Raw genomic sequence first — 22,900 nt, forward strand, 5'->3', positions numbered from 1 at the left:
CGGGTTTCTTTTTTCGCGACGCCCTTAAGCCGGCGCAGGCCCTCGATCAACGAGCGAAGACGTCGTCGACAGACTTGAGCGGGTAGTTCGACGGATAAGGCAGGGTCGCAACACCACTTTCGATCGCAGCCTTGGCCACGGCATCCGACACCAGCGTGATCAGGCGGGGATCCATGGGCTTGGGAATGATGTATTCGCGACCGAACTCAAGGTGGTCGACACCGTAGGCGTTAGAAACCTCCTTCGGCACCGGCAGCTTCGCCAGGTCACGCAGCGCCAGTGCTGCTGCGATCTTCATTTCTTCATTGATCCGCTTGGCCCGCACATCGAGGGAACCACGGAAGATGAATGGGAAGCCAAGCACGTTGTTGACCTGATTTGGGTAGTCAGAGCGGCCTGTAGCCATGATAACGTCGGAACGTGTGGCATGAGCGAGCTCAGGGCTGATCTCCGGGTCCGGATTGGAGCAGGCGAACACCACCGGATTGGCCGCCATGCGGCTCAGGCCTTCAGCACTGAGCAGGTTGGCACCGGACAAGCCGACGAAAACATCCGCACCATCAAGCGCATCATCCAGGGTGCGCTTGTCGGTTTCGTGAGCAAATACCGCTTTGTACTGGTTGAGGTCATCGCGCCCGGAGTGGATCACACCCTTGCGGTCGATCATGAAAATGTTCTCGACCTTCGCACCCATGCTCACCAGCAATTTCATGCATGAGGTGGCCGCAGCACCAGCGCCCAGGCAAACGATCTTCGCCTGCTCAAGAGTCTTGCCAGCGATTTCCAGAGCGTTGAGCATGCCGGCCGCCGTTACGATAGCGGTGCCGTGCTGGTCGTCGTGGAACACTGGAATGTCGCATTGCTCGATAAGTGCGCGTTCGATCTCAAAGCATTCCGGCGCCTTGATGTCCTCGAGGTTGATCCCACCAAAAGTAATCGAGATACGCTTGACGGTATCGATGAAGGCCTGAGGGCTCTCGGCGTCTACTTCGATATCGAACACGTCAACGCCGGCAAAGCGTTTGAAGAGCACACCCTTGCCTTCCATTACCGGCTTGGAGGCCAGCGGACCCAAGTCGCCAAGGCCCAGAATGGCCGTGCCGTCAGATATGACCGCAACCAGATTTCCTTTGCCGGTGTACCGATAGGCCAGCTCCGGGTCCCGGGCGATTTCGCGGACCGGTGCCGCCACGCCAGGGCTGTAGGCGAGCGAGAGGTCACGAGCGGTGGACGTAGGCTTGGTCAACTCGACACTCAGCTTTCCCGGGCGGGGCTGGGCGTGATAGTCGAGAGCGGCAGTTTTCAGGTCAGTCATGAGGCATTTCCGCTTTATTTTCACTGGGACAGACAGGCGGTCGAGCATACGCGAAGAATGCGCGCCCTCACAAGCGAAGGAAAAACGTGACTGTCAAGGCTTGGGAATACGACTTTCAGCTTAGGCGCACCCAAAACAAACGCGCGTCAGCGTAACGCCTCGACCATGAACGGATGACTGATTCCTAGTTTCCAACGGGCCTGACCCCGCGCGCCTTGGTGGCCCTTTCGATCGATTACCCAGCCCCTGATCTCAACTACACGCCCAAGCTGTGTATCGAAATCTCCAAAGCCTCGAGCGTCGCGATGCGCAACCTGCACCGCCAGCCCATCGAACTCGAGCCATACACCGCCGCGATTGCGCACCACACGCTGCACGCGACCCCGGACGACCGCGAACCCAGCTTTGCGCAACTCATTCACCGCAACGACAGGGTCGCCTTGCCACACACCGCGACGATGACGCCGTGCGGAACGCTCCGCTTCACGATGGCATCCAGCGAGCGCTACGTTTGGCGCGATCGCGACGAAATAGCCCAATCCCTGCTCAAGCATCAGCGCTTCCAGATTGTTCCCGTGCCGGTCGTAGGCATGCGCCAGATACCGGCCGTAGTGATCTCTGATTTGCTGGCCAGGACGCAGACCAAGGCGCCGATCACTGGCGGCAACAAGCTGCTCGAGGCGCTGCTTGGCAGCACTGGCCCAGGGCTCGCTGCGCTGCCCGCGGCGGCCTAGCTCGGGGCTGTTCAAACCGATCAGGCGCACGCTACGCCCGTCGACCAAACGCAAGGTGTCGCCATCGATGACCTTAGCCACGGCGACAGATTCGAGGCCGCCCTGCACTGGGCAGAGCGCCAGCGCAGGAAGAGCGAGTAGAACAGAAACGAAAAAGGCGCCCACGTGGGACGCCTTCTTCAATGCTGTCGCAAGCCTCATCGGCTGCGGTTTCAACGCCTTACTTGGCGCCGAACACACCGAAACGCTGCTTGAAGCGGTCGATACGGCCGCCGGTATCCAGCACTTTCTGCTTACCGGTGTAGAACGGATGGCACTCGGAGCAGACGTCGATGCTCAGATCCTTGGCCAGGGTCGAGCGCGTCTTGATCACGTTACCGCAGCTGCAAGTGGCTTCGATTTCAACGTAGTTGGGATGGATATCGGCTTTCATGGATAAATCCTCTGAACGAGTGTGCCGCCACCCGACCCTATGTCGAGCACCGCACGGAAGGGCGCGAATAATACCAGAGCAGGTCCATGTTGCAAGCCGCACCTGGATACAGGCGACGGGCGTCGTCTCTGCGCCGGGATGGGAGCAACCGCGGGGCTCAGGATCGTTTACCATCGGTGCACCAATCAAGGACCCTCCCGTGTCGCGATCGATCCTGCGCCTGGCGCTACCATCTCCCTTGCGCCGCCTGTTCGACTATTTGCCACCCTCCGGCGCCTCCGAGGCCGCGCTCAAGCCCGGCGTACGGCTGCGCGTGCCGTTCGGACGACGCGACGTGGTCGGCGTGCTCATCGAGGTGGCCTCCGAAAGCGAAGTGCCGGAGGCCAAGCTGAAGCCGGCGCTGGAACTGCTCGATGTACGCCCCGCCTTGCCGTCCGCACTGTTCAAGCTCTGTAGGTGGACCGCGCAGTATTACCAGCACAGCCTGGGCGACATCCTGAGCTGGGCGCTGCCGGTGCTCCTGCGTCAAGGTGAGCCTGCCGAGGCGAGGCAGGAGCGCTTCTGGCACGCGACGCAAGGTGCACGCGCGGAGGATCCGCGGCTAAGCCGAGCACCGCGTCAGCGCCAGGCGCTCACGACCATACTGCAACATCCTCACGGCGTTGCGCACTCACTGCTCAACCAGCTGCAGTTGAGCCGAGAAAGCCTGGAGCCGCTCATGCAGAAGGGGCTGGTTCGCGTCGAGACCCGTCGCCGGCAGCCGCGCCAGCAGCACCACGGCAGCTGGCTGCTGCAGGCAGAGCTGCCGCTCAACACCGAGCAGCAGGCGGCCTTCCATGCCATCCGCGCCGGCATGGCCGGTTTCCATGCCTTCCTGCTGGCTGGCGTAACCGGCAGTGGCAAGACCGAGGTTTACCTGCAGCTGATCCATCAGGTCATCACGAGCGGCAAGCAGGCGCTGGTACTGATTCCAGAGATCAATCTGGGCCCACAGACGCTGGCCCGCTTCGAAAAGCGTTTCAACGCGCGCATCGCCCTGCTGCACTCCAACGTCAACGACCGGGAACGCCTCGACGCCTGGCTGGCCGCGCGCGACGGCGAAGCCGATATCATCATCGGCACCCGCTCGGCGCTCTTCACGCCGTTGAAAAGCCCCGGCCTGATCATTCTCGACGAAGAGCACGATGCCTCCTACAAGCAACAGGAAGGGCTGCGATACCACGCGCGCGATCTCGCGGTAGTCCGCGCGCGCCAGGAGAACGTGCCAATTGTGCTCGGATCAGCCACGCCGTCCCTGGAAAGCCTGCACAACGCCCATGCCGGGCGGTACGCCCTGCTCAAGCTGACGCGCCGAGCCGGAGACGCGCAGCCTCCTCGCTTCCTACGGCTGGACGTAAAGAGCCGTCCGCTTGACGCCGGACTCTCCGGCCCTCTGCAACAGGCGATGGCCCAGACGCTGGCGGCCGGCCAGCAGGTACTGGTCTTCCTCAACCGCCGCGGCTTTGCGCCGTCATTGATTTGCCACGACTGCGGTTGGCTGAGCCAGTGCCCCCGCTGCGATGCACGGATGACGCTGCATCAACGCCACAACGAACTGCGCTGTCATCATTGCGGCCACGCTGAGCGTCCGCCGCGTAACTGCCCGGAGTGCAACCGGGTGGACTTGAGGCCCGTCGGCGCCGGAACCGAGCGAGCAGAAGAGCGGCTCACCACGCTGTTCCCGGACGTCCCCGTGCTACGCATCGACCGCGACAGCACCTCTCGCAAGGGCTCGATGGAGGGCTTGCTGACGCGCATCAACCGAGGCGAGCCTTGCATTCTGGTCGGCACCCAGATGCTTGCTAAAGGCCACCATTTTCCCCGCGTCACGCTCGTGGCCATCCTTGATGCCGATGGTGGCCTGTTCTCCGCCGATTTCCGCGCCAGTGAGCGCATGGCCCAGCTCATCGTCCAGGTCGCCGGGCGCGCCGGGCGGGCGGGCGAACCGGGCAAGGTGATCATTCAGACACACTTGGCCGACCATCCCTTGCTGGTCCAGTTGACCGAGGACGGGTATTTCGCCTTCGCAGCGCAAGCCTTGAGCGAACGCCGCGCCGCAGGCCTGCCGCCGTTCACCCACCTGGCGCTGCTGCGTGCCGAAGCGCACCGCCCCGGTCAGGCCGAGGACTTTCTCGACCAGGCCTGCGGACACGCCGAAACCCTGATCGCAGACCTTAGCCTGGACGGCATCGAACTGCTTGGCCCTGTACCAGCGCCCATGGAACGTCGCGCCGGGCGTTTCCGTGCGCAACTGCTGCTACAGGGCAATGCACGTGCGCCATTACATCGTTTGATGGCGGCCTGGATGCCGCTGCTCGAACAGCTGCCAGGCAGCCGCACGGTACGCTGGTCATTGGACGTCGACCCTATCGACCTGTTCTGATCGTCTCCATGCGCCGGGCAACCGCGTTAAGCCTTGAAGGTTGCGCCCCGCCCCACTGATAATGCGCAGTTTTCGACCAAAGCCTCCGCGCCGACCGAGCAGACGATGAAAGACAGCATTCGCCACCTGATCCAGCAAGCCCTGACCCGCCTGACCCAAGACGGCGTGGTGCCGGAAGGGCTTAGCCCGACGATCCAGGTGGAGAACACCCGCGACAAGACCCACGGTGATTTCGCCAGCAACATTGCCATGATGCTGGCCAAGCCCGCCGGCATGAAGCCGCGGGACCTCGCCCAACAGCTCATCGACGCACTGCCGAGCGACCCTGCAATCAGCAAGGTGGAAATCGCCGGCCCCGGCTTCCTCAACTTCTTCCAGAACAGTTCGGCACTGGCCGAGCGCCTCGATGCAGCGCTGCAGAGTGCGACGCTGTGCGTGAGCAAGGCCGGCCCTCGCCAGCGAGTCGTGATCGACCTGTCTTCCCCGAACCTGGCGAAGGAAATGCACGTTGGCCACCTGCGCTCGACCATCATTGGCGATGCGGTCGCCCGCGTGCTTGAGTTTCTCGGCGACGACGTGATCCGGCAAAACCATGTCGGCGACTGGGGCACGCAATTCGGCATGCTGCTGGCTTACCTCGAAGAAAAACCCGCTGCGGCCGAGAGTGAGCTGTCCGATCTCGAGCAGTTCTACCGCGCGGCCAAGCAGCGGTTCGACGAGTCCCCCGAGTTTGCTGACCGGGCCCGCGAGCTGGTGGTCAAGCTGCAGGCGGGCGATCCGGACTGTCTACGCCTGTGGACTCGTTTCAATGAAATTTCACTGTCGCATTGCCAGAAGGTCTATGACCGACTGAACGTGCGCCTGACCCCGGAAGACGTAAAGGGCGAAAGCGCCTATAACGCCGAACTCGGTACCGTGGTCCAGTCGCTGAAAGATAACGGCATGATCAGCGAAAGCGACGGCGCTCAATGCGTGTTTCTCGACGAGTTCAAGAATGCCGAGGGCAATCCGCTACCGGTGATCGTGCAGAAGGCCGGCGGGGGCTACCTGTACGCCACGACGGATCTTGCCTCCATGCGCTACCGCAGCCAGCAACTCAAGGCTGACCGGGCGCTGTACTTCGTCGATCAGCGCCAGGCGTTACATTTTCAGATGGCCTTCGAGGTCGCCCGCCGCGCCGGTTTCGTTCACCCCGGCATGCAACTCGAACACATGGGCTTCGGCACCATGAACGGCGCCGACGGCCGCCCCTTCAAAACGCGCGATGGCGGCACCGTGAAGCTGGTCGATTTACTGGACGAGGCTGAATCGCGCGCCTACGACCTGGTCAAGGGCAAGAACCCGGACCTGGACGAAGCCGAACTACGCCAAATTGCGCGCGCCGTGGGCATCGGCGCAGTGAAGTACGCGGACCTGTCCAAGCACCGGACCAGTGACTACAGCTTCAACTTCGAGCAGATGCTCAGCTTCGAAGGCAATACCGCACCCTATCTGCTTTACGCCTACACCCGAGTCGCCAGTGTGTTCCGCAAGCTAGGGACCGGCATGGACGGGCTGACCGGCGTCATCCAACTGGAGGCCGAGGCGGAGCAGGCCCTGGGCGCCAAGCTCGCGCAGCTTTCCGAGGTGCTCAACAGCGTCGGCGAGAAAGGTGTCCCACACCTGCTGTGCAGCTACCTGTACGATCTCGCCGGGCTGTTCTCGAGCTTTTACGAACATTGCCCAATCCTTACTGCCGAGAGCGACGAGGTGAAGCACAGCCGCTTGCGCCTGGCCGCCCTGACCGGCAAGACACTCAAGCAGGGCCTGGAACTGCTGGGCCTGGAAACCCTGGAGCGGATGTAAGTGGCAGCCAAGAAGAAACCCGCACCGAAACGCGGGGCAAGCCGCTACCAGGCGCCTTCGAAAAAACCCGTACCGGGCTGGGTATGGCTGGTCTGCGGGCTGGTCATCGGTGGCTTCATCATGTTTTTGATGAACCTCGAGCCAGGGCGCGATGAGGTCAAGCGCGCCAAGGAAACGGCCAAGCCAAAGGAACAGCCCAAGCGCCCGACAGCGGCGAGCGGCGAGTCGGTCAAGCCGAAGTACGACTTCTATACGCTCCTGCCTGAATCGGAAGTGATTCTGCCACCAGAAGAACCGGCGCAGACCCCGCCGACGCCGCCTGCCGCGGTAACGCCCGAGGAAGCGGCAAAGATCGATGCGGCACGCGCCGAAGCGGCGCTCAACGGCCAGACCCCACCGCCACCGCCTACCGTGGCCAAGGCACCGACGACGCAGTTCTTCCTTCAGGCCGGCTCGTTCCGTCAGAAGGCCGAAGCCGAACGGGTACGGGCGCAGGTGATCCTGCTGGGCCAGGATGTCCGGATCGAAAACGTCACAGTGCGGGACGAGGTCTGGTATCGCGTCCTGGTCGGCCCTTATCGGGACCGCGACCAACTCGGCGCCGCCCAAAAGACCCTGTCGGCGAGCGGCTACAGTAATTTGCTGCTGCAACAACGCCAGGTCCGCTAACCTGCCGCCGGGCTCGGAACGTCAAGCTCCGAGCCCGAATCGCCTTGCCTTAGCCTTCCCGTGGCGCGTAAGCAAACACGTCGGCGCGCATCTGCGAGGCGTCCATGCCCGCCTCGACCAATGCATCCAGCGTGCCGTAGATCATCGCGGGTGACCCGCTGGCGTAGACATGCAGCGGACCGAGATCGTCGAAGTCTTCACGCACCGCCTCGTGCAACATGCCGCGGCGCCCTTCCCATTCACAGGGGTCACTGACGATTCGATGGAGGAACAGGTTAGGCATGCGTAGCCAGTCGCCCCAGTGCGGTAGGCGATAGAAATCCTCGGGCCGGCGGACGCCCCAGTAAAGGTGGACCGGATGCGCGAAGCCCTCCGCTCGGCAGTGCTCGATCAGGCTATGCATCTGGGCCATGCCGGTCCCGGCGGCAATGAGTACCAGCGGGCCGTCCGGCAACTCTGCGAGGTGAGTGTCGCCAAAGGGCAGCTGAACCGTCGCCATTCCAGCTTGGCGAAGGTGGCCGAGCAACTGGTCTGTGGAGGCCTCGCGCGCCAGGATATGCAATTCCAACTCCCGACCGCTCGCCGGCGCAGAGGCCAGCGAGAAGGCACTGTATTCACCCTCCTCACGCCGCAGCAGCAAGTACTGCCCTGCGTGATAGCGCGGCAACTTGCCTGCCGGCGCCCGCAACTGCACGCGATACACATCGCCACCAACGTCTTCGCAGGCGACCAGCTGACAGCTAAGCGTACGCACCGGCAATTCACCGGGCGCGAGCACGCCATCCCAAAGCAGTACGCAATCGTCTTCGGGTTCGGCAAGGCAGGCGAACACTTCGCCCTTGTCGTGGCTTTCGCCACGCTGGCGGACCCGACCATTGACCAACAGCGCAGCGCAAATCTGGCAATTGCCGTTCCGGCACGCCTGCGGGCAGTCGTAGCCGAGCCGGCGCGCCGCGTCGAGGATCAACTCGCCGCGCTCGACCTCAAGCACAGCGCCGGAGGGTTGCAAGGTCACTTTCATCGAACGAAGCCCTGAATGAATGAGTGGCCAACCACTAGTCGATGCCCAACTCGGCCCAGAGTTCGTCGACGCGCCGCTTGACCGACTCATCCTGGACGATGGCGCGACCCCATTCACGGCTGGTTTCGCCGGGCCATTTGTTCGTGGCATCGAGCCCCATCTTCGAGCCCAGCCCGGAAATCGGTGAGGCGAAGTCGAGGTAGTCGATGGGCGTGTTGTCGATCATGACCGTGTCGCGCTTGGGATCCATGCGTGTAGTGATGGCCCAGATAACATCATTCCAGTCGCGCGCATTGATATCGTCGTCCGTCACGATAACGAACTTGGTGTACATGAACTGGCGAAGAAACGACCAGACGCCGAGCATCACTCGCTTGGCATGCCCGGGGTACTGCTTCTTCATGGTGACGACCGCCATGCGGTAGGAGCATCCCTCCGGCGGCAGATAGAAGTCGGTGATCTCCGGGAACTGCTTTTGCAGGATCGGCACGAAGACTTCATTGAGCGCAACGCCAAGGATGGCCGGCTCATCCGGCGGTCGTCCGGTGTAGGTGCTGTGATAGATCGCATCGCGGCGCCGCGTGATGCGGTCGACGGTGAACACCGGGAAGCGGTCCACCTCGTTGTAGTAGCCGGTGTGGTCGCCGTACGGCCCTTCATCGGCCATTTCGCCAGGCTGGATATGGCCCTCGAGCACGATTTCAGCACCAGCGGGCACTTGCAGATCGCTGCCCCGGCACTTCACCAGCTCCGTGCGACTGCCGCGCAGCAAGCCGGCAAAGGCATATTCGGACAGCGAATCGGGAACCGGCGTCACAGCGCCCAGGATGGTCGCTGGGTCGGCGCCGAGCGCGACGGCCACTGGATAGGGCTGCCCAGGGTGCTTCTCGCACCATTCGCGAAAATCCAACGCGCCCCCGCGATGACTGAGCCAACGCATGATCACCTTGTTGCGCCCGATTACCTGCTGACGGTAGATCCCGAGGTTCTGGCGCTCCTTATTCGGTCCCTTTGTGATCGTGAGCCCCCAGGTGATCAGCGGCCCGGCGTCGCCCGGCCAGCAAGTCTGCACGGGCAATGTCGTCAGATCGACGTCGTCGCCCTCAATTACCAACTCTTGGCATGGCGCATCCTTGAGCACCTTCGGCGCCATGCTGATGACTTTCTTGTAAATCGGCAGCTTGTTCCACGCGTCCTTCAGCCCCTTTGGCGGCTCCGGCTCCTTTAGAAAGGCCAAGAGTTTGCCGATCTCACGCAACTCGGATACGTCGTCGGCACCCATCCCGAGCGCAACGCGACCGGGCGTGCCGAACAGATTGCCGAGTACCGGCATGTCGAAGCCGGTCGGGTTCTCGAAAAGCAACGCCGGCCCTTGCTTGCGCAGGGTCCGGTCGCAAATTTCGGTCATTTCCAGTACGGGGGAGACGGCAGTCGAGATGCGCTTGAGCTCACCTCGTTTTTCCAGGCCGCTGATAAAGTCGCGCAGATCGCGGTACTGCATGCTTGAGCCTCATGGGCCGGCAGGGTCGGGCCGCAAAGTTTAGCGCCCGCGTAGGGTTTTCCAAAACCTGCAGATAGACGAAGGCCGGGTTACCCCGGCCTTGTGGGCAACGACGAGTCGCTTACTTGCGCTTCATGGACATGAAGAATTCGTCGTTGGTCTTGGTGTCCTTGAGCTTGTCGAGGAGGAACTCGATGGCCGCACTTTCATCCATCGGATGCAGCAGCTTGCGCAGGATCCAGATGCGCTGAAGCTCTTCCTCGCTGGTCAGCAACTCTTCACGCCGGGTGCCCGAACGGTTGATGTTGATGGCCGGGAACACCCGCTTCTCGGCGATGCGGCGATCCAATTGCAGCTCCAGGTTGCCGGTGCCCTTGAATTCCTCGTAGATCACCTCGTCCATCTTCGACCCGGTTTCCACCAGGGCGGTAGCGAGAATGGTCAGGCTGCCGCCTTCCTCGATGTTGCGCGCAGCACCGAAGAAACGCTTGGGTTTTTCCAGGGCGTGAGCGTCGACACCACCGGTCAGCACCTTGCCCGAACTTGGGATCACAGTGTTGTAGGCACGCGCCAGTCGGGTGATCGAATCGAGCAGGATGACTACGTCCTTCTTGTGCTCGACCAGCCGCTTGGCCTTCTCGATGACCATTTCGGCGACCTGCACATGGCGGGTCGGCGGCTCGTCGAAGGTGGAGGCGACCACTTCGCCGCGCACGGTGCGCTGCATTTCGGTCACTTCTTCCGGACGCTCGTCGATCAACAGGACGATCAGGTGGCACTCGGGATTGTTACGCGTGATGTTGCTGGCGATGTTCTGCAGCATGATCGTCTTGCCCGCTTTCGGCGGTGCGACGATGAGGCCGCGCTGGCCTTTGCCGATCGGGGCGCAGAGGTCGATCACGCGACCGGTCAGGTCTTCGGTGGAGCCGTTGCCAGCTTCCATCGTCAGACGCTGATTGGGAAACAGCGGCGTCAGGTTCTCGAAGAGAATCTTGCTCTTGGCGTTTTCCGGCCGGTCGAAATTGATGGTGTCGACCTTCAGCAGTGCAAAGTAGCGCTCACCTTCTTTCGGCGGGCGAATCTTGCCGACGATGGTGTCACCGGTACGCAAATTGAAGCGGCGGATCTGGCTCGGCGAGACATAGATGTCGTCAGGGCCGGCGAGATAGGACGAATCCGCGGAGCGCAGGAAGCCGAAGCCATCTTGCAGAATCTCCAGCACGCCATCACCGGAAATTTCCTCGCCGCTTTTCGCGTGCTTTTTCAGCAGGGAGAAAATCACGTCCTGCTTGCGCGAACGGGCCATGTTTTCGATGCCCATCTGTTCGGCCATTTCCAGCAGTTCGGTGATGGGCTTTTGCTTAAGTTCGGTCAGATTCATAGAAAGAGATCAGGGAGGATGAAGAAAGCGATTAGCTTGAGAGGCCGCGCAGCAAGAGACGAACGGGGTCGTTGTGCTTTTATGAGGCGGAAGTGCGTCGGCGACGGCATGCAGAGGGCGACGGAAGAAGCGTCGCGAGGCCGAATTTAGCACCGTGCAGACGAAGCGTCCACCCTGCCGGCAAAAAAAAGCCCCCGCATTTAGCGGGGGCTTTCATCGCAACAGGGGCAATCAGATGTTGCTGTCGAGGAACGCAGCGAGTTGCGACTTCGACAATGCTCCGACCTTGGTCGCCTCGACGTTGCCGTTCTTGAACAGCATCAGCGTCGGGATTCCACGGACGCCATACTTCGGCGGGGTTTCCTGATTCTCGTCGATGTTCAGCTTGCAGACCTTGAGACGGCCTTCGTAATCCTTGGCGATCTCGTCGAGCACCGGAGCGATCATCTTGCACGGGCCACACCATTCGGCCCAGTAGTCGACCAGAACAGGACCATCGGCCTGGAGCACATCTTGCTCGAAGCTGCTGTCGCTGACGTTGTTGATGTATTCGCTCATGGAGGTTCTCCAGGGTCAAAACCGAAAGTGACGCCATCATAGCCCGGCTTCGAAAGGATCGAAAGCCGCAGCCTGTCGCTCGGGCATAAGGGCCGAGCGGGCACGAAACCCGATGGCAGAACGACGCAGCTAGGCGGCGGCGCGTTGGCGGATGCCGCCGATCATGTCAGGATGTCGTGGTTTTGCACAGAGATTGCCCCATGGTCCCACAAGCTGCCGAAGCCTTTCCCATGATCGCCGCGCTCGATCTCGGCTCCAACAGTTTCCATATGGTGCTGGCTCGCACCAGTAACGGCGAGATGCGTATCATCGAGCGGCTTGGTGAAAAGGTGCAGCTGGCGGCCGGCATCGACGAAACCCGCCAACTCGATGATGCGGCCATGCAGCGCGGGCTCGACTGTCTGCGCCGGTTCGCCCAACTGGTCAACCATCTGCCGCAGGGCGCGGTGCGCGTAGTCGGCACCAACGCGCTTCGTGAGGCCCGCAACCGGGCTCAGTTCATCCGGCAGGCTGAGGCCATCATCAAGCATCAGGTGGAAGTGATTTCCGGCCGTGAAGAGGCGCGCCTGATCTACCTCGGCGTGTCGCACACCTTCCCGGCGACGCCTGGCAAGCGCTTGGTCGTCGACATTGGCGGTGGCAGCAGTGAATTCATTGTGGGCGAGGGCTTCGATTCGTTGCTGCGCGAGAGCCTGCAGATGGGCTGTGTCAGCTTCACCCAACGCTTCTTTCGGGACGGCAAGATCACGCCGGCGCGCTATGCCCAGGCCTACACTGCTGCACGCTTGGAGCTGATGAGCATCGAGCACGGCCTGAGGCGGCTCGGCTGGCAGGACGCCGTTGGTGCGTCCGGCACCATCCGTGCGGTGGGCCTGGCAATCAAGGGCGCCGGCCTGAGCAACGGCGAAGTCACCGCCGAGGGAATCGGCTGGCTCAAGCGCAAGCTGTTCAAACTGGGCGACGTGGAGAAGCTCGACCTCGAAGGCATCAAGCCGGATCGCCGGGGCATCTTCCCCGCTGGCCTCGCGATCCTCGAAGCGATCTTCGACGCACTGGAACTCGACAGCATGGCGCACTCCGAAGGCGCCCTGCGCGAAGGCGTGCTGTATGACCTGATCGGACGCCACCATCACGAGGACATCCGCGACCGCACCTTGAATTTTCTCATGGAGCGGTATCACGTCGACACCGAACAGGCGGCACGCGTCGAAAGCAAGGCGCTGGAAGCCTTCGATCAGGTCGCAGGCGACTGGGGCCTGGATCAGGACTGGCACCGCGAGTTGCTTGGCTGGGCGGCCCGTGTGCACGAGGTGGGCCTGGACATCGCCCACTATCACTACCACAAGCACGGCGCCTACCTGATAGAGCACTCCGATCTGCCAGGCTTTTCGCGCCAGGACCAGCAGATGCTCGCGCTACTGGTCCGGGGGCACCGGCGAAACATTCCCAAGCAGAAGTTCGAAGAGATGAGCGAAGACGGCGTCAAGCTCACCCGCCTTTGCGTATTGCTGAGGTTCGCCATCCTGTTCCATCACATCCGCGGCCCCCAGCAGGCACCCGAATTCCGCCTCAGCGCTGGCGATAACAGCCTGGACGTGGCCTTCCCTGAAGGTTGGCTCGCGCAGAACCCGCTGACGCAGGCGGATTTCGACCTGGAAGCAGAGTGGCTGAAGCGAATCGAATTCGACCTCAGCGTCCATTGACCTCTTAGCCTGACGCCGCGCCTCGGCGCGGCCAGGCATTTGAGGTCAGCGTGTCAAGGGACTACCGAGGCGTTCCAGCAAGGCATTCTGTATGTTGCGCGGATTCTGGTTGCCGCTTGGGCTGTTGCGTAGATAGTTGCCGTCGGGCTGTAAGGTCCAGCTCTGGGTGTTGTCCGTCAGGAAACCTTCCAGCTCCTTTTTCACCCGTGTGACGAGCTTCTTGCCCTCGACCGGGAAGCAGGTTTCGACACGCCGATCGAGGTTGCGCTCCATCCAGTCGGCACTCGACAGGTAAAGCTTCTCGTCGCCGTTGTTGAGGAAATAGAACACGCGACTGTGTTCAAGGAAGCGGCCGATGATCGAGCGCACCTGAATGTTGTGCGAGACCCCAACGATGCCCGGCCGCAGGCAGCACATTCCACGCACGATCAAATCGATACGCACCCCCGTCTGGCTGGCCTTGTACAACGCACGGATCATCTTCGCATCGGTCAACGAGTTCACCTTGAGGATGATGTGCGCGGCGCGGCCTTCCGCGGCGTGCTGGGTTTCCTGCGCGATGAGGTCGAGCAATGCCTTCTTCAAGGTGAAGGGTGCGTGCAGCAATTTCTTCATGCGCATGGTCTTGCCCATGCCGATCAGCTGGCTGAACAGCTTGGAGACATCCTCACAGAGCGCATCGTCTGAGGTGAGCAAGCTGTAGTCGGTGTACAGGCGCGCGTTACCGGCGTGGTAATTGCCAGTCCCGAGGTGCGCATAGCGCCGCAGCTCGCCATTTTCGCGGCGCAGGATGAGCATCATCTTGGCGTGCGTCTTGTACCCGACGACCCCGTAGATCACCACCGCACCGGCCTGTTGCAGACGGCTCGCCAGTTGAAGGTTGGATTCTTCGTCGAACCGCGCGCGCAGTTCGATGACTGCAGTCACCTCCTTGCCATTGCGCGCCGCCTCGACCAACGCATCGACGATCTCCGAGTTAGCGCCCGAGCGATACAGCGTCTGCTTGACGGCCAACACGCAGGGGTCCTTGGCCGCCTCGCGCAACAGATCCACCACAGGCGTGAAGGATTCATAAGGGTGGAGCAGCAGCACGTCCTGCTTGCCGACCACATTGAAAATGTTCTGGCTGTTCTGCAGCAGCTTGGGGATGGCGGGTGTAAACGGCGTGTACTGCAACTCCGGATGACTATCCAGGCCTGTGATGCTGAACAGGCGCGTCAAGTTAACCGGCCCGTTGACACGGTACAGCTCGCTCTCGCTCAGGCTGAATTGCTTCAGGAGGAAATCCGACAGGTGCGACGGGCAGGTATCGACCACCTCCAGGCGCACCGCATCGCCGTAGCGGCGCGAGAAAAGCTCGCCGCGCAGGGCCCGCGCCAAGTCCTCGACATCTTCGGTATCGACCGAAAGGTCGGCGTTGCGGGTCAGGCGGAACTGATAGCAACCCTTGACCTTCATGCCATGGAACAGGTCATCCGCATGCGCATGGATCATCGATGACAGGAACACATAATTAGCACCCGGCCCGCCAACCTCCTCAGGCACTCGAATTACGCGCGGAAGCAGACGAGGTGCGGGAATGATCGCAAGGCCGGAATCGCGTCCGAAGGCATCGATACCTTCGAGTTCGACGATGAAGTTCAGGCTCTTGTTGACCAACAGCGGGAACGGATGGGTCGGATCCAGGCCGATCGGAGTGATGATCGGCGCGATCTCGTCGCGGAAGTAACGGCGCACCCAGCTCTTGAGCTTGGTTGTCCAGTGACGCCGACGGATAAAGCGGATCTGGTGGTTGGCCAGTTGCGGCAGCAGGATCTCATTGAGTATCGAGTACTGGCGACCAACCTGCTCGTGCACGAGTTCGGAGATGCGCGCCAGCGCCTGATGCGGCTGCAGGCCATCCGCGCCGGCCTGCTCGCGGGCGAATGTCACCTGCTTCTTCAGGCCTGCCACGCGAATCTCAAAGAATTCGTCAAGGTTACTGGAGAAGATCAACAGGAACTTGAGCCGCTCCAGCAGTGGATAGGACTCGTCCAGCGCCTGCTCCAGCACCCGGATATTGAACTGCAGCTGCGACAGTTCGCGATGGATGTAGAGACTGTTGTCGTCCAGGTTCGGCACCGGCGGCGCTGGCAACGGCGCTGTCGCTGGCGCCTCGTCGACCACCTCGCCCTCGACAGGCGAACTCATTGCATCGAGCGGTTGTGCTTCGCCCTCAGCCTGTTGAACATCGCTTTCGCTCAATCCCTGGTTCGTCATCGCTCTGCCTCGTCGGGGCTTGGGCGCCCTGTTCAAAACGGGATTAGCCCCCGTGTTTCAATTGTTGTGCTGCCTGCTTGGCAAAGTACGTGAGGATGCCATCGGCGCCAGCACGCTTGAAGGCTGTCAGCGACTCGAGAATGACAGCCTCGCTCAACCAGCCGTTCTGGATCGCGGCCATGTGCATGGCATATTCGCCGCTGACTTGATACGCGAACGTAGGCACACGGAAGGTCTCCTTCACCCGCCAGACGATGTCCAGATACGGCATGCCCGGCTTGACCATCACCATATCGGCGCCCTCGGCGAGGTCCGCCCCCACCTCATGCAAGGCCTCATCGCCGTTGGCCGGGTCCATCTGGTAGGTATTCTTGCTGCCTTTGCCCAGGTTCGCCGCCGAGCCCACGGCGTCGCGGAACGGACCGTAATAGGCGCTGGCGTATTTGGCGGAGTACGCCATGATTCGCACGTTATGGTGCCCAGCAACCTCCAACGCCTCGCGAATTGCCTGGATGCGGCCATCCATCATGTCGGACGGCGCGACGACCTGCGCCCCGGCCTCGGCGTGCGACAGCGCCTGACGCACCAGCGCATCGACCGTCACGTCGTTCTGTACATAACCCTGATCGTCGAGAATGCCGTCCTGGCCATGCGTGGTGAAGGGGTCGAGCGCCACGTCGGTGATGATCCCCAGGTCCGGGAATCGCTCGCGCAATGCACGCGTCGCACGCTGGGCGATGCCTTCAGGATTCCACGCCTCAGCCGCATCCAACGACTTGCGTTCCAGCGGCGTGACGGGAAACAAAGCCAGCGCCGGAATACCCAGTGCGACCAGTTCTGCGGCCTCCTCGACCAATAGATCGATCGACAACCGCTCCACGCCTGGCATCGAAGGGACCTGCTCGCGCCGATTCTCTCCGTCCAGCACGAATACCGGAAGAATGAGGTCGTCCACGCTCAGGGCATGCTCGCGAACCAGCCGGCGGGAAAATTCGTCCCGACGGTTGCGGCGCAAGCGGGTAGCGGGGAACAGACGATTGGCGGGAACGAAACTCACGAAGCACTCCAGGCCCGTAGCACGGGCGAATATGACGTTTATAAGCCGACTATATGACCGAAAGATGACAATCGGCGACAGCCAGCCCAATCCGGTTGGGTGCATTGTCGCCACCTGCTGCCGGGGCTGCCAGTGCTTTGATCAAGCCCGCCGATAACGCGTCACCCCGCTGCCGCGCACTGAACCACCGTCACGCCGGGGATATCAAACAGACGAAGACGCCGCTTAACTCGCGGTCTACAAGGCATTAGCATCTGCCCATTCGCCCAATGGCGGGCCGCAAAAAAGACCCAGGAGTCGCTATGAACAGAAAAGTCGCCGTCATACTTTCCGGCTGTGGTGTCTACGATGGCTCGGAAATCTACGAAAGCGTCATCACGCTGCTGCGCCTGGACCAGCGGGGTGCGACGGTCCAGTGCTTTGCGCCGGATATACCGCAACTGCACGTTATCGACCATCGAACCGGTGAAGAGACGAGCGAAAGCCGCAATGTGCTGACCGAAGCCGCGCGCCTCGCTCGCGGCCAGATAAAGGACCTCCGCGAGGCCGACGTCGCCGAATTCGACGCGCTCATCATCCCCGGTGGTTTCGGTGCGGCGAAGAACCTGTCTGATTTTGCCAGCAAGGGCGCGGCCTGCCAGGTGCAACCCGATGTGCTTGCCTTGGCTCAGGCGTTCGCCAAAGCAGGCAAACCCGTCGGCATGATGTGCATAGCGCCGACCATGGCCGCTCAGATCTTTGGTGCCGGCGTGGTCTGCACGCTAGGCAATGACGACGACCCGGCCGCCCAGGCCGCTCGGGAGATGGGCGTCGAACACACGGCTTGCGAGGTCACCGAAATCGTCGAGGATACCCAGCGCAAGCTGGTCACCACGCCGGCCTACATGCTCGCGCAGTCGATCAGCGAAGCGGCATCGGGCATCTACAAGCTGGTCGACCGCGTGCTCGACCTGACCCACACCAAATAGTCTCGGCCAACCATGGTTGGGCAGGCGCATGGCGCCTCCCCGGCCAGGGGTATACGGACAATCCCTCCGGCGCTCACGCCGCGCCACTGGTCATCGACACGGCGATGCGTCAGCTTTGCCTGACCTATCAAGGAGCGCGCCCATGACCTCTTCAGACGCCGAATCGCAGGACGCGCAGCACCAGGCAGTCCGCCAGCTGTTCGAACGCATTCCCTTCAATGAATACCTAGGCATCGAGCTTGATGAGGTGACCCGCGAGCGGGTGGTGATGCACTTGCCAATGAAGCACGAGCTGATCGGCAATTTCTTCCACGGCATCCTGCACGGCGGCGTAATTGCCTCGCTGCTGGACGTGGTCGGCGGTGCGATGGCAATGATCGGCGCCTTCGAGAAGCATCAGCACCTGAGCCGTGAAGAGCGTGCGTTGCGCCTGTCACGCCTCGGCACTATCGATCTGCGCGTGGACTATTTGCGGCCGGGCCGGGGCGAACGCTTTAGCGCCAATGCCACGTTGCTTCGGTCTGGCAACAAGGTCGCGGTGGTGCGCTCGGAGCTGGTCAACGAGCATGGCGTACTCATCGCAGTGGGCACCGGCACCTACCTCTGCGGCTGAGCGCAGCGTTCAGGCCGAACGGGCCTTGCGCAGCTGGATCAGGATGCGGTCCAGGGCATTGGCGAAGGCCTGGCGGTCCCGGTCACTGTAGGGGGACTGACCACCGCCGACCTGCCCCTGCTCGCGCAGGTCGGTGAAAAGATTGCGCACGGCCAGACGCTCGCCCATGTTGCGCTCGTCAAACTCCCGCCCACGCGGATCAAGCGCCGTCACACCCTTTTTGACCAATCGGTCTGCCAGCGGCACGTCGCTGCAGACGACCAGCTCGCCCGGCTGCGCATGCTCAACGAGATAATCGTCCGCGGCATCGGGCCCGCTTGGCACGACGACCAGCCGGACGCAGGCGAACGCAGGTTTGATCTGACTTTGCCCGGCAACGAGCACTACCTCGAACTGGCGCTTGAGCGCGAACTTGACGACCTGCTCCTTGGCAGCCTTGGGGCAGGCATCGGCGTCAATCCAAACCCGCATCGGCTCGCTCATGTCGACGCCCGCTGTACCGTGGCCAGAAGCGCCGCCGCGCCGGCGAATAGGGTAGCGAAGCTGCGATTGACCAGGCGTTGTTGGCGCGGTGTGCGCAGCAGGCGCAACACCTTGGCCGCGAGCCCGGTGTAGCCGGCCATGACGATCAGATCCACCGCGACCATGGTCGCGCCCATTTGCAGGTACTGAACAACCAATGGTCCCCGGGGATCGAGGAACTGCGGCAGGACCGCGAGGATGAACACGATCGCCTTGGGGTTGCTGGCGTTGATCAGGAACCCGCGAAATACCAGCGTCAGCGGGCGCCCCACCGGACGTGGAGCGTCAGGCGATTCGAGCGCCGATGGCAGCGCCTGCCATTGTCTCAGCGCCAACCACAGCAGGTAGGCGACGCCGAACCATTTGATCAGGCTGAAGGCCAACGACGACGTCGCCAGCACGGCACCCAGGCCGGCCGCAACGACAGCGATCTGCAGCGCCAGCGCTATCTGCAAGCCCAGCGCATTCCAATAGCCACGCCAGAAACCATATTGCAAGCCACAGGACATGGAGGCGATAGCGCCCGCACCCGGTGACAGGCTGATGATCCAGCAGGCGACGAAAAAACCAAGCCAGGTATCGAGCGTCATGTTGCAGGTCCTCGAGCATTCGGGCCACGCCGGCAAGGCACGACCCTGCTGGCTAGTTCGGCAAGTCCTTGTTGAGCTTGACCGGTTCCTTGAGCTTGCGGTTCATGGCTTTGCGCATACGGATATTGAGCGCCTCGACCGCAAGCGAGAAGGCCATGGCGAAGTACACGTAACCCTTGGGCACATGCGCGCCGAAGGCTTCAGCCACGAGCAGCGTACCAACGACGATAAGGAAAGACAGCGCCAGGATCTTCAGCGTCGGGTGCCGCTCGATGAAGTCGCTGATGGTGCCCGCGGCGAGCATCATCACGCCCACCGCGATGACGATGGCCGCAACCATGACCTGCACGTTGTCGACCAAGCCCACCGCCGTGATCACCGAATCCAGCGAGAACACGATGTCGATCACCGCGATCTGCAGGATGATGCCGATGAAGCTCGCGCGCGCCACCCCGCTGGCCCCCTCGCCGCCCTCTTCTTCGCCTTCGACGCTGTGCCAGATTTCCATGGTGCTCTTGAACAGCAGGAAAAGCCCGCCGAAGAACAGAATCAGGTCCCGCCCGGACACACCATGATCGAACACCCGGAACAGTTCGTCGGTCAGGCGCATGACCCAGGCGATGGAGAGTAGCAGCAGGATCCGCGTACCCATGGCCAATGCCAAGCCGAAGAACCGCGCGCGTGGCTGCTGCTCTTTCGGCAGCCGCCCGACCAGGATCGAGATGAAGATGATGTTGTCGATGCCGAGGACGATTTCCAAGGCGGTCAGCGTCAGAAACGCGACCCAGATTTCAGGGCTGCTGAGCCATTCCATGAATGCTACTCGTGAGTGGTGTGGTTGAAGGGCTTCAAATCGGTACCGCGCCAGCGGCGCACCACCTTCTGGAAGAACAAGCTGTTGGGCACTTGCACGACCGGGCCGGTTCCTTCCTCGACCACCTCTTCGAGCGTGGTGTAGAGAAGGTTGATGTCGACGACGCGCCCCTTGACGATCGGTTTGTCGGCACTCTCGACCAGTTCGACCAGGTCACCGAGACGGAACGGGCCGACCGTGAGGATCAGCACGGCACACAACAGGTTAGACAGCACGCTCCAGATGGCAAAAAAAGCGACCGCGGCGACCGCGACAAAGCCGGAGAAGGCCGTCCACAACACCGTGGCGGACACGCCGAATCGCTCGAGCACCATAATCAGCGCACCGCCGATGATGAACCAGCGCACGCCGCCGCGCAGCGGCAGTAGCAGCTCGGGTGGCAATGGATAACGTGTGCTCAGCCGAGTGAGGCCGCGCACCAGCAGGCGCTGCAGAACATAAGCGACGATCAGGATGAGCAGGATTTGCAGCCCGAGCAGCCACTGATCGCCCCACTCTCGCGACAAGTAAAGAAATTGCTCGCTCATGCGCTGGCCTCCAGCGCACTCTGCAATGACTCCAACGCTTCGAGGGCCTCCAGCCACGATTCCTCGAGCGATGCTTCGCGGGACTTGAGCGATGCCTGCCTGGCCAGCAGGTCACGCAGTTCGTCTTTCTGAGCCGCCTCGTAAACCGTCGCATCGCCCAGACGAGTCTCGACCACGGCCAGTTTCTCCTGCACGCCAGCCAAGTCCTTTTCAAAGGCTTCGGCTTTGCGCCTGAGCGGCGCTAGCTGTTGGCGCAGGGCCGCGGCAGCTTGGCGCTGAGCCCGTTTATCGGTTTTGTCGGCGCTCGGCTCCGTTGCGCTGCCGGGCTGCTGCCGCACGCGGTAATCCGCAAGCCAGCGTGCGTAATCGTCCAGATCGCCCTCGAACATTACGACCCGCCCATCAGCGACGAGCAGAAATTCGTCCGTGGTGCTCTTGAGCAGATGGCGATCGTGCGAAACCACCACCACGGCGCCTTCGAAATCCTGAAGAGCCAGCGTCAAAGCCAAGCGCATCTCCAAGTCGAGGTGGTTGGTCGGCTCGTCGAGCAGCAGCAGGTTGGGCTTGCCCCAGGCGATCAACGCCAGGGCCAGTCGCGCCTTTTCGCCGCCGGAGAAATTGAGCACCGGCTCATCGCAGCGGTCTCCGCGGAAATCGAAGCCGCCGAGAAAGTCACGCAGAATTTGCTCCCGCTCGCCCGGCGCGATGCGCTGGAGGTGCAGCAGCGGACTGGCTTTCGCGTCCAGAGCATCCAGCTGGTGCTGTGCGAAATAGCCAACGACGAGATTCTCACCCCTCTGCAGCCGCCCGCCCAGCGGTTGCAAGCCTCCGGCGAGGGTCTTGATCAGCGTCGACTTGCCCGCGCCGTTGGGGCCGAGCAGGCCGATCCGCGCGCCAGGCGCGAGCTGCAGCTTCACCTTGTCCAGAATGAGTTTTTCACCGTAGCCGAGGCGCCCCTCGCCGAGGTCGAGTAGCGGGCTGGACACTTTGTCGGCCTCGCGGAATGCGAAATCGAATGGCGAGTCGATGTGTGCCGGCGCCAGTTGCTCAAGCTTCTCCAGCGCCTTGATGCGGCTCTGGGCTTGGCGCGCCTTGCTCGCCTTGGCCTTGAACCGGCGGATGAAGTCTTCCATGTGCGCACGCTGCGCCTGCTGCTTTTCGAACGCCTGTTGCTGCTGGGCCAGCCGCTCGGCACGGGCCCGTTCGAACGCGGAGTAGCCACCGCGGTAGAGCGTCAACTTGCGCTGCTCGACATGCACGATGTGGCCAACCACCTCGTCGAGAAAATCCCGGTCGTGGGAAATCAGCATGAGGGTGCCGGCATAGCTTTTCAGCCACGCTTCGAGCCAGAGGATGGCATCAAGGTCCAGGTGGTTCGTCGGTTCGTCCAACAGCAGCAGGTCGGATGGGCACATCAGCGCTTGCGCGAGGTTCAGGCGCATCCGCCAGCCACCCGAGAAGCTGTCTACCGGGCGCTCCATCTGCTCGCTGGCGAAGCCGAGCCCGGCGAGCAGCTTGCGCGCCCGCGCGTCTGCGCTGTACCCGTCCGCGTTATCCAGCTCGGTATGCAGACGCGCCAAGGCAGTCCCATCCTGCGCTTGCTCGGCTGCTGCCAGCTCGGCCTGGACACGACGAAGCTGGACGTCGCCATCGAGCACGTAGTCCACGGCCAGCCGATCGAGCACATCGACCTCCTGACGCATGTGGGCGATGCGCCAGTCTGGTGGCAACTGGCAGTCGCCGCCGTCGGCGCTCAGCTCGCCGCGCAGGAGCGCGAACAGCGTGGATTTTCCGGCACCATTGGCGCCGACCAGCCCGACCTTTTGGCCAGGGTGCAGTGTCAGCTCGGCGCCCTCCAGCAAACGCTGGGGCCCGCGCTGTAGAGTCAGGTCTTGGAGTCGGATCATA

Annotated in this window: 20 protein-coding genes; 6 read left to right on the plus strand and 14 right to left on the minus strand. The window is 62.2% G+C overall.

The features are described 5' to 3' along the window. Positions 1 to 46 precede the first annotated feature (46 nt). The 3 genes from M1D78_RS18445 to rpmE form a co-directional block, all read right to left on the minus strand. Positions 47 to 1,315 carry a malic enzyme-like NAD(P)-binding protein gene (locus M1D78_RS18445; RefSeq protein ID WP_437421416.1) on the minus strand — a complete coding sequence of 423 codons (1,269 nt, stop codon included), beginning with the start codon at positions 1,313 to 1,315 and terminating at the stop codon, positions 47 to 49. Between the two features lie 146 nt (positions 1,316 to 1,461). Continuing rightward, a complete protein-coding gene (locus M1D78_RS18450) occupies positions 1,462 to 2,250 on the minus strand; it encodes a thermonuclease family protein (protein WP_437421417.1) in 789 nt (262 codons plus the stop codon). Positions 2,251 to 2,269: 19 nt separating this feature from the next. Beyond that, entirely contained in the window at positions 2,270 to 2,482 is a 213-nt protein-coding gene (rpmE, locus tag M1D78_RS18455; RefSeq protein WP_037025455.1) for a 50S ribosomal protein L31, read from the minus strand. 199 nt (positions 2,483 to 2,681) lie between these two features. On the opposite strand from rpmE, the gene M1D78_RS18460 reads away from it, so the two are divergent. The 3 genes from M1D78_RS18460 (at position 2,682) to M1D78_RS18470 (ending at position 7,418) form a co-directional block, all read left to right on the plus strand. Then, complete coding sequence (locus M1D78_RS18460) at positions 2,682 to 4,904, plus strand: primosomal protein N' (protein ID WP_437421418.1); 2,223 nt, start codon at positions 2,682 to 2,684, stop codon at positions 4,902 to 4,904. 105 nt (positions 4,905 to 5,009) lie between these two features. Beyond that, complete coding sequence (argS, locus tag M1D78_RS18465; protein ID WP_437421419.1) at positions 5,010 to 6,749, plus strand: arginine--tRNA ligase; 1,740 nt, start codon at positions 5,010 to 5,012, stop codon at positions 6,747 to 6,749. Beyond that, positions 6,750 to 7,418 carry an SPOR domain-containing protein gene (locus M1D78_RS18470; protein ID WP_437421420.1) on the plus strand — a complete coding sequence of 223 codons (669 nt, stop codon included), beginning with the start codon at positions 6,750 to 6,752 and terminating at the stop codon, positions 7,416 to 7,418. A gap of 49 nt (positions 7,419 to 7,467) precedes the next feature. Here M1D78_RS18470 and M1D78_RS18475 read toward each other — a convergent pair whose 3' ends face one another. The 4 genes from M1D78_RS18475 to trxA form a co-directional block, all read right to left on the minus strand. Next, positions 7,468 to 8,439: a CDP-6-deoxy-delta-3,4-glucoseen reductase gene (locus M1D78_RS18475; protein WP_437421421.1), complete on the minus strand. Its 972-nt coding sequence runs from the start codon at positions 8,437 to 8,439 to the stop codon at positions 7,468 to 7,470. 34 nt (positions 8,440 to 8,473) lie between these two features. Continuing rightward, the gene (gene ubiD / locus M1D78_RS18480; protein WP_437421422.1) at positions 8,474 to 9,940 is read right to left on the minus strand and encodes a 4-hydroxy-3-polyprenylbenzoate decarboxylase; all 1,467 of its coding nucleotides are present in this window, start codon (positions 9,938 to 9,940) and stop codon (positions 8,474 to 8,476) included. A gap of 121 nt (positions 9,941 to 10,061) precedes the next feature. Further along, complete coding sequence (gene rho / locus M1D78_RS18485) at positions 10,062 to 11,321, minus strand: transcription termination factor Rho (RefSeq protein WP_437421423.1); 1,260 nt, start codon at positions 11,319 to 11,321, stop codon at positions 10,062 to 10,064. Positions 11,322 to 11,552: 231 nt separating this feature from the next. Continuing rightward, positions 11,553 to 11,879 carry a thioredoxin TrxA gene (trxA, locus tag M1D78_RS18490; RefSeq protein ID WP_003283463.1) on the minus strand — a complete coding sequence of 109 codons (327 nt, stop codon included), beginning with the start codon at positions 11,877 to 11,879 and terminating at the stop codon, positions 11,553 to 11,555. 200 nt (positions 11,880 to 12,079) lie between these two features. Here trxA and ppx point away from each other — a divergent pair, with 200 nt between their 5' ends. After that, complete coding sequence (ppx, locus tag M1D78_RS18495; protein ID WP_437421424.1) at positions 12,080 to 13,582, plus strand: exopolyphosphatase; 1,503 nt, start codon at positions 12,080 to 12,082, stop codon at positions 13,580 to 13,582. Between the two features lie 45 nt (positions 13,583 to 13,627). Here the strand turns inward: ppx and ppk1 are convergent, their stop codons facing one another. Both ppk1 and hemB read right to left on the minus strand, forming a co-directional pair. Then, a complete protein-coding gene (gene ppk1 / locus M1D78_RS18500; RefSeq protein WP_437421425.1) occupies positions 13,628 to 15,841 on the minus strand; it encodes a polyphosphate kinase 1 in 2,214 nt (737 codons plus the stop codon). Positions 15,842 to 15,884: 43 nt separating this feature from the next. Further along, entirely contained in the window at positions 15,885 to 16,898 is a 1,014-nt protein-coding gene (gene hemB / locus M1D78_RS18505) for a porphobilinogen synthase (RefSeq protein WP_437421426.1), read from the minus strand. Between the two features lie 302 nt (positions 16,899 to 17,200). Here hemB and elbB point away from each other — a divergent pair, with 302 nt between their 5' ends. Both elbB and M1D78_RS18515 read left to right on the plus strand, forming a co-directional pair. Then, positions 17,201 to 17,866, plus strand: a complete 666-nt coding sequence (elbB, locus tag M1D78_RS18510; RefSeq protein ID WP_437421427.1) for an isoprenoid biosynthesis glyoxalase ElbB — start codon at positions 17,201 to 17,203, stop codon at positions 17,864 to 17,866. Between the two features lie 142 nt (positions 17,867 to 18,008). After that, positions 18,009 to 18,479 (plus strand): thioesterase family protein, encoded by a 471-nt coding sequence (locus M1D78_RS18515; protein WP_437421428.1) that lies wholly within the window; start codon positions 18,009 to 18,011, stop codon positions 18,477 to 18,479. 9 nt (positions 18,480 to 18,488) lie between these two features. Here the strand turns inward: M1D78_RS18515 and M1D78_RS18520 are convergent, their stop codons facing one another. Genes M1D78_RS18520 through M1D78_RS18540 form a run of 5 tightly spaced genes read right to left on the minus strand, consistent with a single transcriptional unit; the run spans position 18,489 to position 22,899 of the window. Further along, positions 18,489 to 18,950 (minus strand): YaiI/YqxD family protein, encoded by a 462-nt coding sequence (locus M1D78_RS18520; RefSeq protein ID WP_437421429.1) that lies wholly within the window; start codon positions 18,948 to 18,950, stop codon positions 18,489 to 18,491. An 8-nt stretch (positions 18,951 to 18,958) separates the two neighbouring features. After that, a complete protein-coding gene (locus tag M1D78_RS18525) occupies positions 18,959 to 19,591 on the minus strand; it encodes a LysE family transporter (RefSeq protein WP_437421430.1) in 633 nt (210 codons plus the stop codon). Positions 19,592 to 19,643: 52 nt separating this feature from the next. Continuing rightward, a complete protein-coding gene (locus tag M1D78_RS18530) occupies positions 19,644 to 20,405 on the minus strand; it encodes a TerC family protein (protein ID WP_437421431.1) in 762 nt (253 codons plus the stop codon). A gap of 5 nt (positions 20,406 to 20,410) precedes the next feature. Continuing rightward, complete coding sequence (locus M1D78_RS18535) at positions 20,411 to 20,992, minus strand: mechanosensitive ion channel domain-containing protein (RefSeq protein WP_437421432.1); 582 nt, start codon at positions 20,990 to 20,992, stop codon at positions 20,411 to 20,413. Beyond that, positions 20,989 to 22,899 carry an ATP-binding cassette domain-containing protein gene (locus M1D78_RS18540; protein WP_437421433.1) on the minus strand — a complete coding sequence of 637 codons (1,911 nt, stop codon included), beginning with the start codon at positions 22,897 to 22,899 and terminating at the stop codon, positions 20,989 to 20,991. The genes M1D78_RS18535 and M1D78_RS18540 overlap by 4 nt, the downstream gene beginning before the upstream one ends. Position 22,900 lies beyond the last annotated feature (1 nt).

This window comes from Pseudomonas sp. SA195, from assembly GCF_054131565.1.

Bases quoted from the DNA above. Each gene is read 5' to 3' on its own strand.
- elbB (WP_437421427.1), top strand. From the start codon at position 17,201: ATGAACAGAAAAGTCGCCGTCATACTTTCCGGCTGTGGTGTCTACGAT.
- ppk1 (WP_437421425.1), bottom strand. From the start codon at position 15,841: ATGACGAACCAGGGATTGAGCGAAAGCGATGTTCAACAGGCTGAGGGC.
- ppx (WP_437421424.1), top strand. From the start codon at position 12,080: ATGGTCCCACAAGCTGCCGAAGCCTTTCCCATGATCGCCGCGCTCGAT.
- M1D78_RS18525 (WP_437421430.1), bottom strand. From the start codon at position 19,591: ATGACGCTCGATACCTGGCTTGGTTTTTTCGTCGCCTGCTGGATCATC.
- rpmE (WP_037025455.1), bottom strand. From the start codon at position 2,482: ATGAAAGCCGATATCCATCCCAACTACGTTGAAATCGAAGCCACTTGC.
- ubiD (WP_437421422.1), bottom strand. From the start codon at position 9,940: ATGCAGTACCGCGATCTGCGCGACTTTATCAGCGGCCTGGAAAAACGA.
- M1D78_RS18515 (WP_437421428.1), top strand. From the start codon at position 18,009: ATGACCTCTTCAGACGCCGAATCGCAGGACGCGCAGCACCAGGCAGTC.
- trxA (WP_003283463.1), bottom strand. From the start codon at position 11,879: ATGAGCGAATACATCAACAACGTCAGCGACAGCAGCTTCGAGCAAGAT.
- M1D78_RS18475 (WP_437421421.1), bottom strand. From the start codon at position 8,439: ATGAAAGTGACCTTGCAACCCTCCGGCGCTGTGCTTGAGGTCGAGCGC.
- rho (WP_437421423.1), bottom strand. From the start codon at position 11,321: ATGAATCTGACCGAACTTAAGCAAAAGCCCATCACCGAACTGCTGGAA.
- M1D78_RS18535 (WP_437421432.1), bottom strand. From the start codon at position 20,992: ATGAGCGAGCAATTTCTTTACTTGTCGCGAGAGTGGGGCGATCAGTGG.
- M1D78_RS18530 (WP_437421431.1), bottom strand. From the start codon at position 20,405: ATGGAATGGCTCAGCAGCCCTGAAATCTGGGTCGCGTTTCTGACGCTG.
- M1D78_RS18520 (WP_437421429.1), bottom strand. From the start codon at position 18,950: ATGCGGGTTTGGATTGACGCCGATGCCTGCCCCAAGGCTGCCAAGGAG.
- argS (WP_437421419.1), top strand. From the start codon at position 5,010: ATGAAAGACAGCATTCGCCACCTGATCCAGCAAGCCCTGACCCGCCTG.
- M1D78_RS18450 (WP_437421417.1), bottom strand. From the start codon at position 2,250: ATGAGGCTTGCGACAGCATTGAAGAAGGCGTCCCACGTGGGCGCCTTT.
- M1D78_RS18445 (WP_437421416.1), bottom strand. From the start codon at position 1,315: ATGACTGACCTGAAAACTGCCGCTCTCGACTATCACGCCCAGCCCCGC.
- M1D78_RS18540 (WP_437421433.1), bottom strand. From the start codon at position 22,899: ATGATCCGACTCCAAGACCTGACTCTACAGCGCGGGCCCCAGCGTTTG.